Origin of the sequence: Agrobacterium tumefaciens, from assembly GCA_025559845.1 — a bacterium.
Classification (GTDB): Bacteria; Pseudomonadota; Alphaproteobacteria; order Rhizobiales; family Rhizobiaceae; genus Agrobacterium.
This window is the reverse complement of the sequence record CP048469.1, coordinates 107,040-123,217: the sequence shown is the minus strand read 5'-3', so window position 1 is coordinate 123,217 and position 16,178 is coordinate 107,040. Positions and strand designations below refer to the sequence as shown.

Annotated in this window: 13 protein-coding genes; 5 read left to right on the top strand and 8 right to left on the bottom strand. The window is 55.5% G+C overall.

From position 1 onward, the window contains the following. Positions 1–11: 11 nt before the first annotated feature. From FY156_00570 to FY156_00555, 4 genes are all read right to left on the bottom strand, one after another. On the bottom strand, positions 12–3,464 hold the full coding sequence (locus tag FY156_00570; protein ID UXS00088.1) for an AMP-binding protein: 3,453 nt from the start codon (positions 3,462–3,464) through the stop codon (positions 12–14). A gap of 64 nt (positions 3,465–3,528) precedes the next feature. Beyond that, positions 3,529–4,998 (bottom strand): MFS transporter, encoded by a 1,470-nt coding sequence (locus FY156_00565; GenBank protein UXS00087.1) that lies wholly within the window; start codon positions 4,996–4,998, stop codon positions 3,529–3,531. Continuing rightward, a complete protein-coding gene (locus FY156_00560) occupies positions 4,979–7,012 on the bottom strand; it encodes a phenazine-specific anthranilate synthase component I (protein UXS00086.1) in 2,034 nt (677 codons plus the stop codon). Before FY156_00560 ends, FY156_00565 begins: the two co-directional genes overlap by 20 nt. After that, the gene (locus FY156_00555) at positions 7,009–7,632 is read right to left on the bottom strand and encodes an isochorismatase family protein (protein ID UXS00085.1); all 624 of its coding nucleotides are present in this window, start codon (positions 7,630–7,632) and stop codon (positions 7,009–7,011) included. The genes FY156_00560 and FY156_00555 overlap by 4 nt, the downstream gene beginning before the upstream one ends. A gap of 220 nt (positions 7,633–7,852) precedes the next feature. On the opposite strand from FY156_00555, the gene FY156_00550 reads away from it, so the two are divergent. Continuing rightward, the gene (locus FY156_00550) at positions 7,853–8,719 is read left to right on the top strand and encodes a hypothetical protein (protein UXS00084.1); all 867 of its coding nucleotides are present in this window, start codon (positions 7,853–7,855) and stop codon (positions 8,717–8,719) included. Between the two features lie 23 nt (positions 8,720–8,742). After that, on the top strand, positions 8,743–9,357 hold the full coding sequence (locus FY156_00545) for a TetR family transcriptional regulator (GenBank protein ID UXS02966.1): 615 nt from the start codon (positions 8,743–8,745) through the stop codon (positions 9,355–9,357). 156 nt (positions 9,358–9,513) lie between these two features. Here FY156_00545 and FY156_00540 read toward each other — a convergent pair whose 3' ends face one another. Next, positions 9,514–10,707 carry an MFS transporter gene (locus tag FY156_00540; GenBank protein ID UXS00083.1) on the bottom strand — a complete coding sequence of 398 codons (1,194 nt, stop codon included), beginning with the start codon at positions 10,705–10,707 and terminating at the stop codon, positions 9,514–9,516. 3 nt (positions 10,708–10,710) lie between these two features. Beyond that, entirely contained in the window at positions 10,711–11,409 is a 699-nt protein-coding gene (locus FY156_00535) for a type 1 glutamine amidotransferase domain-containing protein (protein UXS00082.1), read from the bottom strand. Between the two features lie 140 nt (positions 11,410–11,549). Here FY156_00535 and FY156_00530 point away from each other — a divergent pair, with 140 nt between their 5' ends. After that, positions 11,550–12,473 (top strand): LysR family transcriptional regulator, encoded by a 924-nt coding sequence (locus FY156_00530; protein UXS00081.1) that lies wholly within the window; start codon positions 11,550–11,552, stop codon positions 12,471–12,473. 42 nt (positions 12,474–12,515) lie between these two features. On the opposite strand, the gene FY156_00525 is transcribed toward FY156_00530, so the two are convergent. After that, positions 12,516–14,093, bottom strand: coding sequence for a methyl-accepting chemotaxis protein (locus FY156_00525; protein UXS00080.1), 1,578 nt, complete (start codon positions 14,091–14,093; stop codon positions 12,516–12,518). 703 nt (positions 14,094–14,796) lie between these two features. Here FY156_00525 and FY156_00520 point away from each other — a divergent pair. Continuing rightward, positions 14,797–15,000 carry a hypothetical protein gene (locus tag FY156_00520; protein ID UXS00079.1) on the top strand — a complete coding sequence of 68 codons (204 nt, stop codon included), beginning with the start codon at positions 14,797–14,799 and terminating at the stop codon, positions 14,998–15,000. A gap of 29 nt (positions 15,001–15,029) precedes the next feature. Here the strand turns inward: FY156_00520 and FY156_00515 are convergent, their stop codons facing one another. After that, entirely contained in the window at positions 15,030–15,356 is a 327-nt protein-coding gene (locus tag FY156_00515; protein ID UXS00078.1) for a helix-turn-helix transcriptional regulator, read from the bottom strand. Between the two features lie 106 nt (positions 15,357–15,462). Between FY156_00515 and FY156_00510 the strand changes: the two genes are divergently transcribed. Continuing rightward, a complete protein-coding gene (locus FY156_00510) occupies positions 15,463–16,113 on the top strand; it encodes a LysR family substrate-binding domain-containing protein (GenBank protein ID UXS00077.1) in 651 nt (216 codons plus the stop codon). The last annotated feature ends 65 nt before the right edge of the window (positions 16,114–16,178 follow it).

Here is a 16,178-nt window from a genome sequence, read left to right as displayed (position 1 = left end):
AAAACTTCGATTCACACGACATCGAATGAATGACCAGGCTTGCTTTCCAACGTCTTTCGCTTCGGCAAGATACCAAGATATTCCAAATCGGATACATATTTTTCGATGAGAGATTTGTCAACTTTCGGGATAACGTCCAAGTGCAAACGAACTGCCTTCACAGCCGTCTGAAATTTCACCGAAGATATTAGCGATCCAGAAACTGGTTCAAGTGGTTCTTCGTAACCATGAAGCAAGGGAAGCACTGAATTCTTCCTATCGATCTCCGAAAGAGACTGCAATGCGCTACCAAATTGCTGAAGCCAGACCTCGTACGTGTGGACGCGACGAATATTATGACCAAGCTCTACAAGCCAATCGACAATAGTATCAAGAGAAACTCCATCATCATGAGGATTTACTAGATTGTTTGTACGGTATCCGTCCTGATGACCTACACCCAGGGCTATGATTGCCTTCGCCGTGAAGTCGACAGGCAAGCCGTCATAATGCGCCCCAGACGGAGGGATTGCATGATCGGTTTTGTAGAAGCTTTCTGGAGCCAAGGAGGTGAGTATGACGCTGGCCAGCAGGCGGGTGAATGCATCCGGCACGTTGAGCTGCCCCACAAAATCGCGGTGGGCGAGGATCATGCTCGATCTGAATACAGTAACAGGGATGCCGAATTTCTCGTTCGCTTCCCGCAACAACACCTCGCCAGCCCATTTGCTCGTAGCGTAGCCGTTCGCATAATCACTGCCTACTACCATGTTCGGGATGGCGAGACGGATATCGCTGTCCTCGTCAACAGAATTTCGCCCCTCGGACGGCGTAGCGACCGCGATGCTCGAAATGAAGACGAACTCCTTCAGGCGGCCGGTCAGCGACAGTTCGATTAGCTCCGCCGTACCGAGCACGTTCGCATCGAAAAGCTGGCTATACGACAAGATGTGATTGACCAGGGCGCCAGCATGCAGGATGACATCGACCTCTCCCGCCAACCGTTCCCACGTGTCGTTGTCAAGTCCGAGGCGTGGAAGCGCGATGTCGCCGGCGATGACCTCCAGATAACGAGTGGAAAGCTGGAGAAACTCCTGCCGAAGGCGTGGGTCGTGCTTTTCGAACACACTTGCGAGCCGCTTATATGCGGCGGCATCATCCTTTCCCCGAACGATGCAAATCAGTTTGCCGTCCGTCTTTTTGAGGTCAGCGAGCAGCGCCATACACAGGAAGCGGCCAAGAAAGCCGCTTGCACCAGTGAGAAGAACTGTGCGCGGGCCGTCAGCAGGGCGAGTAAGGACGCCAGCTCTATCCAGCACCGTCGAATCTATGAATTTATCGAGCGTCAACTGGCTAGCGTGGTAGGCGGTCGCTCCCATGCCATGGATAGAGGAAACCGTGGGCCGTTCGGTTACATTGCCTCGCTTCCGTTCAATATAATCGGCGAGACTTTGGAGATCAGATCCATCACTAATGATCATATCGATCGGAACGCGTGTTTCAAATGCTTCTTCAAGAACAATAGACAGTTGAACGGCTGACAAGGAATCGCCACCGAGATCACGGAAGCGGTCGGAAGGCTTTACCTCAATGTCGGAGCCACCGACAATACTTCGAACAGCCTGCCGGACAGTCTCAATTACGGTCTGTTCTCCCCGCTTCCGATATATGTCCCGAAACTCCTGAATTTCACGCGAAGCGATCTCGTTATACAGTCGGTCTAGATCGCCGGCATACCGCACCCGGAGCTTCGGCCACATCGGTTTTCCATGATCCGACAACAAGCCATTCCCTTGACTAAAAGGATATCGCTCGACAATAAAATCGCGTGGAATCTCGTAGGGCTTGAGTTGCTCTTTCTTCGCGATCTCTCGAAACGATTCGCTGATCAAGCGTTTTAACTCGTGTTCGACATCTGGAAACTGGTCGAGAATATGAGCTGCCGGAACGACAACAGCCAAAAGACTCGACCATTCACTTCGTGCATAAATGAATATCTGGCGAACGAGGGGGCTTGCGGTAAAGAGCACTTCCAGTTTGGCCGTTGCGATGAACTCACCCTGGGATAGTTTGATGACGTTCTTGCGTCGGTCCACAAAATGCAATTCATTTTCGCCAGTCTCGGCAACAATGTCACCGGTACGATAAAAACCATCAGGATCGAACAAATCCTTCGAAAGATCCGGACGCCTATAATATCCTGGAATGATTGATGTGGTCTTGAGAAGTAACTCACCGCGCGGGAAAGGTTGATCCCCGCGAAAATAGCCAAGCTCCGGAACATCGACAAGCTTATAGTCTGTGACAGGGGGCTTTAAAAGCATATTGTCAACCCAGATACCGCCTGCCTCGGTTGATCCGTAGACGTTGTGGAGTTCGATACCGAGAAGTTTTTCAGTAAAGCTCTTGAGTTCACGTGAGAGCGGCGCCGAACTGCAGCTTGCCCATTGCACGTGTCCACCGAGTACATCCGTGCGCATCTCATCCATGATCGCCGCATAGAGAGTGGTTTCATCTCCTCCCTGAAGAAGCCGCCTAGCTAGTTCGCTGTGAAACCGCTGATAGAGCATTTCGCAAACGCGCGGCACTAGAGACAATTCCGTCGGCTTCGCCAATGCGATGTCCTCCAGAAGACTGGAGAGATTGTTGCTCGCCGTGAAATAGCATGTACCTCCGCGCGCCAAGGTGTTCTTCAAAGAGGAATGCCCGGCGACGTGGCTCATAGGCATATAGTGAATGCTCATCGGGCGCACATCTGAGAATATCTGCGACCACGAACCGCCCCACATCCCTGCCGCGAGGCTCTCGGTATAAATCGCACCTTTGGGCGAACCGGTGCTGCCCGAGGTGTAGATGAGCATTGCCAACGGATCGTCGTCTTCATCCTCAAAAGGCCATTCGACGTCCGCCAATCTTTCTCCCTTGTCGAGGATGTCCGTGAGCAGCAACAGGAACGGACCGGCGTTTTGGTCTAGAAAGTCCTTGCCTGCTTGGAAAGCCTCTCGATGGTCGTCCATGTCGGGTTCGAAATCGAACAACACAATGCACCGGATTGAAGGAGTCCGGTGTGCAAGCTTCGTCGCCCTTTCGAGGTATTGCGGACTAACCGCGAAAATCACGGGTTCGGTTTCCGTGAGAATCGCTTCAAGTTCCGCATCGGTCGATGTGGACTGAAGCGGAACGGTGGCGGCCCCCAGCCGGATGCATGCAAGATCAAGAGTCGCATAGTTACCACTGGTAAACGCGAGGAAGGCAACCTTTTCTCCCGATCTTACGGAGTAATCCTTGTTTTGCTTGAGTTCCGCAGCGATGCTGTTCGCTCGCTTCCAGAGTTCTCGGTACGTTATCGTTGAGTATGATCGTTCGTACTCGATCGTCATCCTCAATGACACATCGTCACGGACCAAGATTTTGGGTCGCTCTGCGATTGCTGGGCGATCCGCGAACCTAGACATCACTTCTTCAACCGTTCGAGCGAGACGCATTTTCGTCATCCTTTCTATAGGGGCGGTCCCCAACTCTGTTAACAACGAGGGGGGCTTCCGAGGATTATTCGGGCAGCTTCTTTGGGAGCCAGAGAATGGCTAATAAGCCAACGAGGAGCATGATCGCTGCAGCAATGCCCATTGCCGTATGCAAGCCTGCGACGAACGCTCCGTTCGCCTGCATGACCGCTTCGCGATCAATGCCGGGATAATCTAGTGTTTCGTTGAGCGTCCCCGCGAGTCCCGGTCCATTAAGGCGAAAGACCAAGGCGGCCACCGAGCCAAGGAGCGAGATGCCAAGCGCGTTGCCGAGCTCATTGCTCGTTTCCGCAATAGCACCAGCCGCTCCTGCCCGCTCGGCCGGCACCGCGGATACCGCGACCTCGGCAACAAGACTGAATGAAAAGCCGTATCCCACACCAGCGACAATCGTAGAGGCGATCACGAATCCGACTCCATACTCGTCGGTAGTGAACAGTAGTAGCGCCACGCCAATCCCGATCAGCAGGTAGGTGGCAACTAGACCCACCTTCTTGCCAACCCGTTCGACAAAGCGAGGGGTAAGGATGCAAGTCGCGGTAAGAGTCGCCGCCCCCGGGAGGGTTAGAAATGCAGTAGTCAGGACATCGTAGCCCAGGACAGTCTGAAGATAGATGCCCGTTAGATAACCTGCCGCCGCCCACACAACGAGAGAAAGAAGCCCCGCCAGAATTGCGACTGTAAACACACGGTCGCGAAACAAGCTCAAGTCGACGAGTGGGTACTCAATGCTGCCCTGGCGCCGAATGAACCAAACTATCGCCATAACGCCGATAATTCCGGCAAGAAGCTGTTCGCCCGAGATACCGACAGCGGCTGCGCGCTTTATCGAATAAGTGAATAGCAGAATTCCAACGAACGAAAGAAATAGACTCAGGAGATCAATACGACCGAAACCGCTTGACCGCACTTCCTTCAATGCAACGGGAGCCACTAACACAAATGCCACGACGACCGGAACGTTGATTAGGAATACGACTCCCCACCATTCAAAAGAGCGCAACAGAAACCCGCCGACCATCGGGCCGATCGCGAATCCTGTCGCGAATGTCGCAGCAAATATTCCGATCGCCTGCGCACGTTCACGGGGATCAGAAAACAGTGCTGCGACAATTGCCAATCCGGACGGCAGCAAGGTCGCCCCACCAAGCCCCATGAGGGCGCGAGACGCGATCAGGCTTTCAGGATTTGGCGAGAAAGCTGCGCCTATAGATCCTATGCCAAAAAGGATAGCACCAGCGACAATGAGTTTTAGGCGACCGAAACGATCTCCAATGTTGCCAAAAGCGATCAGCAGAGAGCCAACTACGAAGCCATAAATATCGAGAATCCATAGTGCTTGATCGGCCGTCGGCGTGATTGCTGATGTCACACGCGGCATTGCCAGATACAGAACAGACCCATCCATCGACACTAGGAGTACCGGGCCGAGAACGGTTAGCAAACCTAGCCACGCTTGACGGCTTGTCTTGGTTTTAACGGCAGTGTTCATCATAAATGTCCAGCCCATTGTCAGTCGAGTTCATAAAAGTTATTTGGCGAGGCAGAGACCCTCGTGTGCGAACAAGGCGGGGCAAGTGAGACGCGAAAATCCGGTCTCCATCCTGCGTGAGCACAGATTCAGCGTGAAATTGGAATGATGCGAAAAAGTCGGAGCGAAGTGCGAATACTTCGTTCGTCTCCCTATCCCGACTAATATCGACTTTGTACCCACCTGCCGCTGTCATTTGGTCGACCCCACAGACGGCGGTAAAGGAGTTATAAAAGCCGACAAGCTCCCGAACACCAAATAAATCGATCGTGCGACGGGTTCCCTGATTTGGTTGCGCTCGCCTAACAACATCTAGACCAAGCTTTCGGGAAAGTATCTGATGACTCAGGCAGACGGCCAGAAAAGGCCGGTTCTCGATCAGCATACTTTCAACAAGCCTGTTCAACGATACGATGCGGGCATCATTGAAGTCTTGGGGATCTCCTGGACCTGGCCCCAAAATGACAAGATCGAACTGATCCAAGTCAAATGGCTCGTCGTAGTGTCGTACGACTACCCTGAGGCCCAGCGATCGCAGTTGGTGCTGTATCATAGATGTGAATGTGTCTTCAGCATCAATGATTAGCGTATTCAGCCCGGCAAGGTCCGGTTGACTTCGTATTCGGCACTGGTTGTCTTTGAGCCAGAATTGCGAAAGATCGCTGTTACGAGATGCGAGGGCTTTGCTGACATCGGAATCTCGCTGGAATTCGGCAAACCGTTCGACAAGTTGGCTCACCGATCGTTGAGAGTAGTTGATCTGACCAACTTCGATGTTCTTAAATGCCTGCAACAGGCCAGATGCCTTGGCTTTGGTTTCCTCCGCCTCCGAGGCCGGATTCGACTTGCGTACGAGTGTTGAACCAACACCAATGCGAAGCTGGCCCTCAATATTGATATCAGCAGTTCGAATAAGGATCGTTGAGTCAAGAGCATGGCCGCCAGCGCTATCGCGGCCAACTAGAGCTAGAACACCACTATAGTACGCTCGCCCTCTCGACTCATATTTTTTGATAACGCGGCAGGCATTTTCTATCGGGCTACCAGTAATGGTAGGAGCAAATAACGTTTCTCGCAGTATTTGGTCCGGTCGAAGACTGGAAGCGCCTTTTATATGATATTCGGTATGTGCGAGCCGAGCCATAGCCTTGATGGTTGGCCCATAGACAGTGCCGCCGTTATCGCAGATGCGCGCCATCATCTTTAGCTCTTCATCAACGACCATGTAGAGCTCGTCAGCCTCCTTGCTGTCGGTCAGAAAAGAGCGCAGGCCATCAAGGCTGGGGCCAGACGAGGGGTAGCGATAGGTTCCGCTGATAGGGTTCATGGCGGCAATGCCATGGGAAAGGCTGACATGCCTTTCTGGCGAAGCGCCGACGAATATTCGGTCACCAGTGTGAACGATAAACGTCCAGTAGGCTCCGGTTTCAAGCATCAGCAAACTTCGGAATAGCGAAAGAGCAGTGATATTGTCAAAGCCGTCAATGGTGGCAAGATAGGAGCGGCTCAAAACGAAATTTGCCCCAGCGCCGCCGCCTATTTCGTCCGCAATAATTTTTCGCGCTATCTCCGCATAGCCCTCGTCAGAGAGGCTATATCGTTCATCGTTAATGATGATCTTCTTTTGCGGGAGCTTGTGGGCAAGCTCATCGGAGGAGATTTGGGCGCTTTGAGTGATGCTGAGCGCCCGAAGCGCTTCACCATCATCGATGCATTCATATCCTCTTTCGTGGATTTGCCGGAAAGGCAGTAGGAGCAGTACACCATGTTCAGGATGAGTTTGGTTCTGGGAAAGCGGTATAGACGCCAGATCAGCAAGCTGATTTAAAGCTACCGCGTCTCCAACCAAGATATCAGTTAGATCAGCTCCACCATCGGCGAGATTACGTCGAATTAGTGCATACGACGGCGGTGTGTTGGATATAATTGCATCGAGAATACTGGACGGGGTGTCTTGAATTTGCGCTCCTCCACTCATTTGAAAACCCCCTCAGCAACGGTGACATAGGCACACCGTTTGGCCGCATAGGTTAGGGTAGAGCGATGGAGGTCTTCGGAAAAATCTGCGGTGGCATCCGCGACTAGGAATGGCTGTATGTCGTTCGAAAATGCTTCGACCGCAGTTGCGATAACTCCGACATGGGAATAGACGCCCGTCAAAATGAGCTGATCGCGGCCCGCCGCCCGTATCCGGTCAAGTAGATCAGACCTGAAGAATGCGCTGTATCGCCATTTCGTCAAAAGCCAGTCGTCGGGTCCCGGGGTGAGCTCGTCTACGACACTCCGCTCCTCTGGATCGACCTTCATTCCGGGGCCCCAGAAATCCTTCAGTAAGCCACGTTGCTCATCGCTCATCCCACCTGGCTGAGCAGAGTATGCGACGGGTATCCCAAGAGCGATGCTCTGTTGCCGAAGTTGCACGATTCTCTGGATCAACAAGGCGCGCAATTCAGGAGCAAAAAAGCCCATGAAATAGCGTTGCATATCGTGGATCAATAGAACCGCTCGATCTGGCTCTGCCTGCCATTGCGCAACGTTTGCGGGCAGACTGTCACGTGAGGGAAGTGAGTAGGATGCAATTGACGGTATTGCGCTCATGACGTCCTCGTGAAAACCGTAGACCAGACACATGTCTCCCCGCCCAGCCATCAATGAAGTGACGGGGTTGCAAGAGACCGCAAATTTCTGTAAGTACGCCTGAAATATGGCACTGAGTAACGTATGTCGTCAAGTGTATTTTGTCATTGAATGACACTTTTTGCAGAGTTGAGGGATGATGGTCACAGTCGTTGTCCAATCTGAACGGCACGGCAGAGACATGGCAGCCGACCAGTTGGTGCAGGCGGCGGTCAGCCCTGTTGGTGTCCCAGCAGAACAAGTTCGCAGCGCCCGAGGAGCGTCATTGGAGACCTTCAAGCACCGTGCGCCCAGCCGCTGTGGGCATGACTACGAAGCCCTCCTTGAGGCTCCGTCGAGCGCAGGCGCAGTGGAACTGTGTTTGTTGATTGCCGCTCTAGAGCAAGAAGCTCGCGCGCATCTGGCTATGGGTACTCTTAACCTGCGTAGCGCTTGCCAGCGCCCGTTCGAAGTGGCCTTCATGGATGTGCCACACTGGCTTCCAGCAGATGGCTGTCGCCTTCATGGTCCCGTGCTGCACGCAGGAGGACTTGAGTTCGTTGCAAAGCGCCGACAGTTCCCGGGTAACGCCCTTGAAGGTGCGCACCTACGGTTTAAGGCGTATGGCGCACGCTATCGGACTCAGAGAGGAACGCTGTGGAAACACCTGTCCAAAGCAACTTTTTGGGGCATTCGTGAGACCATCTGTCTGGTTGAAGTTGGCTCGAATGTACCAAGCACAATTCACCCGATGTCACCTCCCATATCGAACACTCGCTCCATGCGATGCGGGTGGCACACAGCTGTATTGGCAACTGTTTTAATTTTTGCTCTTTTCCCAAGCGCCACAAGGAAAGCCAAGAAACCATATGAATGGAACCATAAGGCTTTATTTATGACATACTCTCCTGCAAAAATCACATTTCTCAATCGTGCTTGCTTTGAAGTACGTTGCGCGATGCTTGCTAAAAGATATGTCCTCAGCGCGCTGTATAAGAATTGCAAGCAAACAGATAATGCGCTGAATAATTTCAATCAGCGAATTTCCATACAATCCAAGATTAACTGAGGAAATGTTCAACTGTGGAGAAAATGAATAAAACCGGCCGCAGGGAAAGAAAGAAGATTGAACTGCGACTGGCGCTCGTAGATGCAGCGTACGAACTTTTCGAGAAGCAGGGCTTCGACGAAACTCGCATCGAAGACATAACAAATAAGGTTGATGTTTCAACAAGGACTTTCTTCCGATACTTCGCTTCTAAAGAGGATGTAGTCTTGGATTATGATGCAGTTGAGCATGAGGAAATTGTCACAGCCCTTGCAAGACGTGCAGCAGACGAACCTATCATCACAGCGCTTCGACATGCCGCGGTGGAGGTTACAAAAGGTTGCGAGGAAGGATTTTACGGAGTTGATGGAGATCGATTTCGTACTCTGCGTTCCCTAATCCGAACACATCCCCTCATCCGGGCTCGTAGCCTAGAGCAAGCAAAAAACCGAAAGGATGCTTTGGTATCCGTGATTGCTAAGAGGCTCAACGTCGAAGCTGACGAGGACCTTCGACCTAAAGTCGTTGCAGAAGTTTTAGAGTTCGCATCTAGCGCTGCTTACGATGCTTGGAAAAATTATCCCGCCCAGACCATAGCCTATTCAGAAGTTCTTGATCAGGTATTCGAACTATTGGAGGGAGGGATAAACTTCGGATAGTCGATTTTTCCTGCTGAAACGTTACAGTGCCATTCAGATCAAGTTATAGCGAGACGATCGGCAGGACAAGTCTCGCATTGTTTCAGGCACGCGGCGGAGCGCAATTCTTCGGTAACAGCGAGAAAACAACGCAAATGCCGTAGCGCCGTCGCTTGTCTACCCTTCAAGTCTTGCGCCTAGGAAGGCCGGTCGTCGCATCTGCCAGAGCATCCAGACGATCCCCAGACCCACGGCAATAGCGCCGACCCACGCCGTGCTGGTCAGCCCCATCGCTTCCAGGCTGGCGCCGCCCAGCAGCGAACCCAGCGCGATACCGCCATTGAAACCCGCGATGTTCAGCCCGGCGGCGACCGCCGGTGCCTGCGGCGCATGCAGGTGCGACAGGCCGATCACCCGCGCCTGCAAGGCCGGCACTGCCGCATAGGTCAGCGCGCCCAGCACGCCGGTCAACAACACCATCAGCGGCAGGGATGAGGCCGACAGCCAGATCGCCAGCAGCACCATCGCCAGGCCGACCAGCACGGTCATCACGGCTGCATCCGCCCCCTTGCGGTCGGTGAGCCGTCCGCCCCACACGTTGCCGATGGCCGCCATCACCCCATACCCCAGCATCAACAGGCTGGCCGTGCTCTCGGTGACGTGCGTGACCTGCAACAGAATGGGTGAGATGTAGGTGTAGAGCGCGAACGACCCCGCATAGGCCAGCACGGTGATGCCGGCCCCGGCCAGCAGGCGCGGGTTGAACATGGCTTTCAGGCCATCCATCGCATTGGCCTGCGCCGATCCATCGTTGCGATCTGTCGGCATCAGCGCCAGCAGGCCCAGGAAGCCGATGGCGCCGCTCGCAGCCACGGCCATGAAGATGAGCTGCCAGCTCAACACGCTGCCCAGGTAGGTGCCCAGCGGCACACCGAGCGCCAGGGCCAGCGTTAGGCCGCCGAACACCACTGCCACCGCTGCACCGGCACGATGCCGTCCCGCCAGTTGCGTGGCGACGCTGGACGCCACGGCCAGGAACACGCCATGCCCCAGCCCCGAGGCGAAGCGGGCCACCAGCATGGGTGTGAGCGCATCGGACAGGCTGACCACCGCGTTGCCCAGCGTGAACAGCGCCATCGCCACCAGCAGCAGGCGCTTGCGCGGCCAGCGCGTGGCCAGCGCGGTCAGGCCCGGCGCGCCGATCACCGCGCCCAGCGCATAGGCCGTGACCGCCGTGCCGACCTGGCTGACACTGGCATGCAGGTCAGAGGAAATGGTGGACACCAGGCCGATGGTGACGAACTCGGTGAAGCCCAGGGCGAACGCGCAGAGCGCGAACACGTAGATGACGAAAGGCATGCGCTCGTTCATGGTTCAGGCCCGTCCTGCCGATGCCAGCAGCGGCAGCATCGCTTCGCCCACGCCCTTGGCAGAAGCGGGGTTCTGGCCCGTGACCAGTCGCTCGCTCACCACCACTTGCGCCTGGAAGTTCGGCGCGGGCACGTGGCGGGCACCGCGTTCCTGCAAGGCATCGGCCAGCAGGAACGGCACGGTGTCGTACAGACCGACCGCGCGCTCCTCGTCGTTGGTGAAGGCCGACACGTCCTTGCCTTCGACCAGATAGCGGCCATCGGACAGTTTGAGGTTCACCAGCCCGGCCGGGCCGTGGCAGACCGCTGCAACGATGCCGCCACGCTCATAGATGCGAGCGGCAATCGCGGCCAGCTCGGTGCTGCCGGGGAAGTCCCACATCGTCGCGTGGCCGCCGGCATAGAAGATCGCGGCATAGGCGTCGGCATCGACCTGCGCCGGCGAAAGCGTGGTTTCGGTGGCGCGGCGCAGCGCCGCATCGCTCCAGAACGCGGCATTGACCGGATCGTCCAGATCGAGGCCATCCACGTGCGTTTTGCCACCTTTGGGGCTGACGAAATCGACGGCGTAGCCAGCATCGGCCAGTACCCGGTGCGGGTGCGTGACCTCGGAGAGATAAAAGCCGCTGGGTGCCGCGTCGGCGGCATCAGCCAGCCCCTTGCGGTCGTGGCTGGTGAGGACAAAAAGAATGCGCTGGTTCATCTGAAACTCCTGTCGGGATGCGCTGCGGGGCGCACCTCCAAAGGGAGCATGGCGACGGCAGCATGGGGGACAAAGAGTGTCAGTGTGGGCAAATCAGTATATCCTTTAAATGACCAAAATAGACAAACACTTTCTACGGAATGACCCAAATGACATTGCGCAATCTGGATGACCTGGCGGTGTTCGTGCATGTGGTGGAGCGGCACAGCTTTTCCGCCGCCGCGCGCGACCTGCATCTGGCACCGAAGACGGTCAGCAAACAGATCGCCCGGCTGGAGCAGGCACTGGGCACCACGCTGTTCGAGCGCAACACCCGCAACCTGCGCATCACGGATGAAGGCCGCGCCATTGCCGAGCGGGCGCGCGTGGCGCTGGGCGTGCTGGAAGAAGTGCAGGAACTGGCGACCGGCGCGAATCAGGCGTTGCGCGGAACCATCCGCCTGACCGCGCCCACGCCGTTCGGTCGCAAGTTCGTGGCACCGGCGATCCACGACTTCTGCCGTCTGCATCCCGAGGTCGGCTTTGACCTGCGCCTGTCCGATCAGGTGCAGGATCTGTATAGCGGCGACCTGGATCTGGCGATCCGCATGGGCGAGCTGGCCGATTCGCGGCTGGTGGCGCGACGTGTGGCCGACAACCGGCGCATCCTAGCTGCGTCGCCGGCCTACCTGAAAGTGCATGGACAGCCTGCTCAGCCGGAAGACCTGGCGCAGCACAACTGCCTGGTGTTCGCCTATCCGGGCCTGTTGCAAAGCACTTGGCCGCTGCGCAAGGGGCGGCGGGAGAAACCCGTCACCGTCAGCGGCACGCTGTGCAGCGACAGCGGCGACGTTTTACATGAGTGGTGCCTCGCCGGACTAGGAATCTCAATGCGAGAGACCTGGGATATTCATGAAGAGCTACGCAGCGGCCAACTGGTTCGCGTCTTGCCTGACTGGGAGGGGGCAGCCTCGAAAATCAGCCTTGTGCGGGCACGTAGAGAACCCGTGCCGCACAGATTGACCGTATTCAGCGAGTTTCTTCTCGACCGATGGCAGCGCGCACCATGGGATGATTCACTTTAAGGCTGACGAAACGGGGGAAGAATTGCAGTAGCGAGCTTTAGACTATCGGCTCAGGCCCGCGTTGAAGTGACTGGCCAACACATTCAGGTTGTCTATCTGCCAGCCGAGCCGATCAGCTTCATGTTTAGCCGCCCCGCTGGCTTTCACTGCTTCATTGGCGCTGTCTCGAAGAACCGTCATTTGCTTGCCTGTTTGCTCGCTGATGCTGGACTGTTCGATCATTGAGGTATCGACATCACCAGCCAGCTCATAGATGTGATTCACGGATTCCAGGATCACGCCGAACGCGCGGTCCGTCGCGCCCGCGAGATCAACGGTCCGCCGCGATACCTCCACCCCGTTCTCAATGGCCGCTACGCAGGCCTGGGTATCTTCTTCCAGTCCCAGGATAATTCCGCGGATATCGCTTGTTGATTGCTGGGTACGCTGTGCGAGGTTTCGCACCTCATCGGCCACCACGGCGAAGCCGCGTCCTGCTTCACCTGCGCGTGCGGCTTCTATCGCTGCATTCAAGGCCAGCAGATTGATCTGATCTGCGACGGCCGTGATGACGTCGACAACCTTGCCAATATCAGTATTGCGCTCCGCCAGTGCCGACACCGTAGCACGGGTGTCCTCCAGTGACAGCGCGAGCTGGTTGATTGACCCGACCATACATTCCAGTTGATCCCGACCCTGCACCGTCGCCTCCCGCGAGGCGTTCGAAGCATCTGCGGTGCGCGCCGATGCTTCGGCAACCTGGGTCTGGCTGTCGAGCATCCGGGCCATCGCACTGGATATCTCCTCGACATGATGGCCTTGTCCCTCGATCGCCCGATTGGACTGCTCGATGAACTCGTCGCTGCGCCTCTTCGATCGATCCAGGTAATGACAGGTGTTTTCAAGGCGGGCAATTACCGCCTTCATTTCCGAGGTTTTAGTGAGCCGAGCATTCTGGATACTGCCGAATTCGTCTTTACGACCGCTATACAGATACGCCATCGCAGGACTGCCGATGACCTGACGGGCATCCGTTACCAGGCGTCCGAAGGGTTTCAGGAGCGCCAGTTGCACACCTGTTGCCAGCAAAGCGAGTAGCCCGGCGAAAGAAGCCAACGGAAGATCAGCACGAGTGAGTGCCATGCCGGCCAACAGCAGCGATGGCAACCCGGCAATCAGCATCTGCTTTGAACGCCAGGACAACCTGATCCTGCCATCAGTAGCCGGTCGCTTACCATCGCGCCAACGACGATACTCCTGTTCAGCGCGGCCCTTGGCGGCATCGTCAGGCAAGGTTCGCACGGACTGGTACTCGATGACCTTGCCGTCCTTCATGATCGGCGTGACGTAGGCGTCTACCCAGTAATAGTCACCGTTCTTGCAGCGATTTTTCACCAAGCCCTTCCATGAACGCCCGGATTGGATCGTCTGCCACATGTCCTGAAATGCCGCCGACGGCATGTCGGGGTGACGGATGATGTTGTGGTGCTGCCCAACCAATTCCTTTCTGGAAAAGCCCGAGACGTTCACGAAGTCGTCGTTGACGAACGTGATATCGCCCTGAAGATCAGTGGTCGTGATCAGTCGCACATCGCTTGAATAGGTGACCTCGCGGTCGGTTACTGGCTGATTGTTCCGCATGCATCGGCACCATGAGCACTCCGAGGCCGAACCTCGAAGGGCGCCGTACGGAATGTCCAGAAAAAGGTTCAAGAGCGAGCCGAACAACGGACACGCCCAATTTCATCGCCAGAAAGCGCCGAGTTACCGCTGCTTGGAGTGACAATGGCAGGCAGTTGCCGCTATGGGGCGGCCGGTTACGGGATCGTTGGCAACGATGTAAGGACCACTACGATCGCGGTCTCTTGTCGTTATTCGTGGTGATCCTGCTGCAGGAATACGGATCGCCAATTGAGTTTGGCGAAATTTACCTTTTTTCAGGTACGGTAATCAAGCTCTGCATGCTGTGCGGCCTTCCATGCCCAGCGGATGAAGATATCCAAAGGCGCAGCCAGCGCCCATCTCCTGGAAAATCGCAGAACGAGGAATTTCGGATCTCGGCTGCAACCTGGATCGTTTCCAGCGCCCCTTGTAGACCATCACATTGAGGCAAATACCTGCCGCGGGATTTGCCTTCCACCTATGTCGTCCGTCTAACGTAAATCCTGCTTAAATCGAAACCTGAAAATCTTATAAGCACACGTCAATAATTCGTTGTGAATGCATTCACGAAAATATAATCTTTAAGCACATTCCAATAACAATTTTCACCGAGTTATATTTAAACCCCACGCCGGAAGCATACCCCTCAATTGTCAATTCGGATAAATGCAAGCGACAATCAATGATAAGAAAAAAATATTTAATGCAGTTCAGAAGATGCCAGACCTTGCACACATTGGAACAGGTCTACAGTCATATGAAAGACCGCGTTCCATCTTCTGAACTGGGAGAATTTGAAGGGGCATGCGACCATCGCCGCGCAGAAATCACTCATGGTCAACTATGGGACAAAGTTCCCGCATCCGCCTGGAAGAATGTCGAGTAGATGCCACCGATGTAATCTGATGGCGAGCATCAAACGCGATCGGCCTGTTCTTCATTCGCCATGACGCCTGCGCGAACAAGCTTCAGGTACTTCTCTGTCTCTTCGATAAGCAGAGCCGCGCTGCATTCCAGCGCATCTGCAATGCGCAGGATCAGCGCCAGGGTGGGCATGTGCTCACCCCGCTCGATTCTGCCCATGTGCGCCCGTTCGATTCCGGCCATGTTTCCCAGTGCCTCCTGGGCCGTTCCGCGCTCCGTCCTCAACGCCTTTACCGCCATGCCAAACGCCTTGGCCGGCTCCGCCTCAAAACTTGTACTGCCTGTAGGCCGGCCTCGCCTTATTTCACGCTTTTGCATCTACAAAAGCGTGAAATAAGAGCATAAATTAAACCACGTTTAATTAAACGCGGACTGCTATTATCTGGCATTGTCTACCGCATCCTTCTTTACAGGAGAGCCAGCCATGCAATGCCAGCAACCCCCTGAATCGGTACGGATCGCCGTCTCCTTCGGAGCCTTCACCGCAACATTGACGCACCTCTTGGCGAAGCAGCGCGCAGAGGAGCCCGGCACGGCGATATGCCTTACCGAGACTTTGTTTTCCGAGCAGGTCAGCGGGGTGAAGGATGGTCGTTACGATCTTGGATTTGCTGTCGCACCGCCCGCTGAGGCCGAGCTGCAAAACGAGCTGCTGTGGCATGATGAGATTGCCGTGGCGGTTCCAGCGCTCTCACCGCTGCTGGAGTTCCCAGAAATCACGCTGGAAAAGGCCGTGCAGTACCCCCTGGTGCTTTGGTCAGCAGAGCACTGTGAGCCCCTTAGCCATCAGATCATGGAATTGTTGAGCTCGGCCACGTCGAAACTCAACGTGGTCGACCACGCGAAATCTTTCGAACTGATGGCCGTTCTGGTCGCTGCGGGCTACGGAATCGGCTTCGCGGGAAAATCACGCATCGATACGGCACGAAAGCTTGGCATCGTGATGCGGCCGCTGGCGGGATCGCCGAACGATCTGAGCACGTATTTGCTACGCGCTCAAAACGCGCCTTCACCATTCACCGAACGGCTGATCGAGCGAGCGCGCAAGCTCGATCAGTCGGTATCACTTAGTTGACCGCCGCAAGTTCTTAAATGGCCTGACTTTGAGCGCAGCCCGCCAGGCCTCAACACGGCGTTGCC

What these genes read in the sequence shown, in the direction of transcription:
- FY156_00560 (UXS00086.1), bottom strand. Translation starts at nt 7,012, where the DNA reads ATGAGTGGAGGAGCGCAAATTCAAGACACCCCGTCCAGTATTCTCGAT.
- FY156_00510 (UXS00077.1), top strand. Translation starts at nt 15,463, where the DNA reads ATGCAATGCCAGCAACCCCCTGAATCGGTACGGATCGCCGTCTCCTTC.
- FY156_00535 (UXS00082.1), bottom strand. Translation starts at nt 11,409, where the DNA reads ATGAACCAGCGCATTCTTTTTGTCCTCACCAGCCACGACCGCAAGGGG.
- FY156_00570 (UXS00088.1), bottom strand. Translation starts at nt 3,464, where the DNA reads ATGCGTCTCGCTCGAACGGTTGAAGAAGTGATGTCTAGGTTCGCGGAT.
- FY156_00520 (UXS00079.1), top strand. Translation starts at nt 14,797, where the DNA reads ATGATAAGAAAAAAATATTTAATGCAGTTCAGAAGATGCCAGACCTTG.
- FY156_00525 (UXS00080.1), bottom strand. Translation starts at nt 14,093, where the DNA reads ATGCGGAACAATCAGCCAGTAACCGACCGCGAGGTCACCTATTCAAGC.
- FY156_00515 (UXS00078.1), bottom strand. Translation starts at nt 15,356, where the DNA reads ATGCAAAAGCGTGAAATAAGGCGAGGCCGGCCTACAGGCAGTACAAGT.
- FY156_00530 (UXS00081.1), top strand. Translation starts at nt 11,550, where the DNA reads ATGACCCAAATGACATTGCGCAATCTGGATGACCTGGCGGTGTTCGTG.
- FY156_00555 (UXS00085.1), bottom strand. Translation starts at nt 7,632, where the DNA reads ATGAGCGCAATACCGTCAATTGCATCCTACTCACTTCCCTCACGTGAC.
- FY156_00565 (UXS00087.1), bottom strand. Translation starts at nt 4,998, where the DNA reads ATGATGAACACTGCCGTTAAAACCAAGACAAGCCGTCAAGCGTGGCTA.
- FY156_00540 (UXS00083.1), bottom strand. Translation starts at nt 10,707, where the DNA reads ATGAACGAGCGCATGCCTTTCGTCATCTACGTGTTCGCGCTCTGCGCG.
- FY156_00550 (UXS00084.1), top strand. Translation starts at nt 7,853, where the DNA reads ATGGCAGCCGACCAGTTGGTGCAGGCGGCGGTCAGCCCTGTTGGTGTC.
- FY156_00545 (UXS02966.1), top strand. Translation starts at nt 8,743, where the DNA reads ATGAATAAAACCGGCCGCAGGGAAAGAAAGAAGATTGAACTGCGACTG.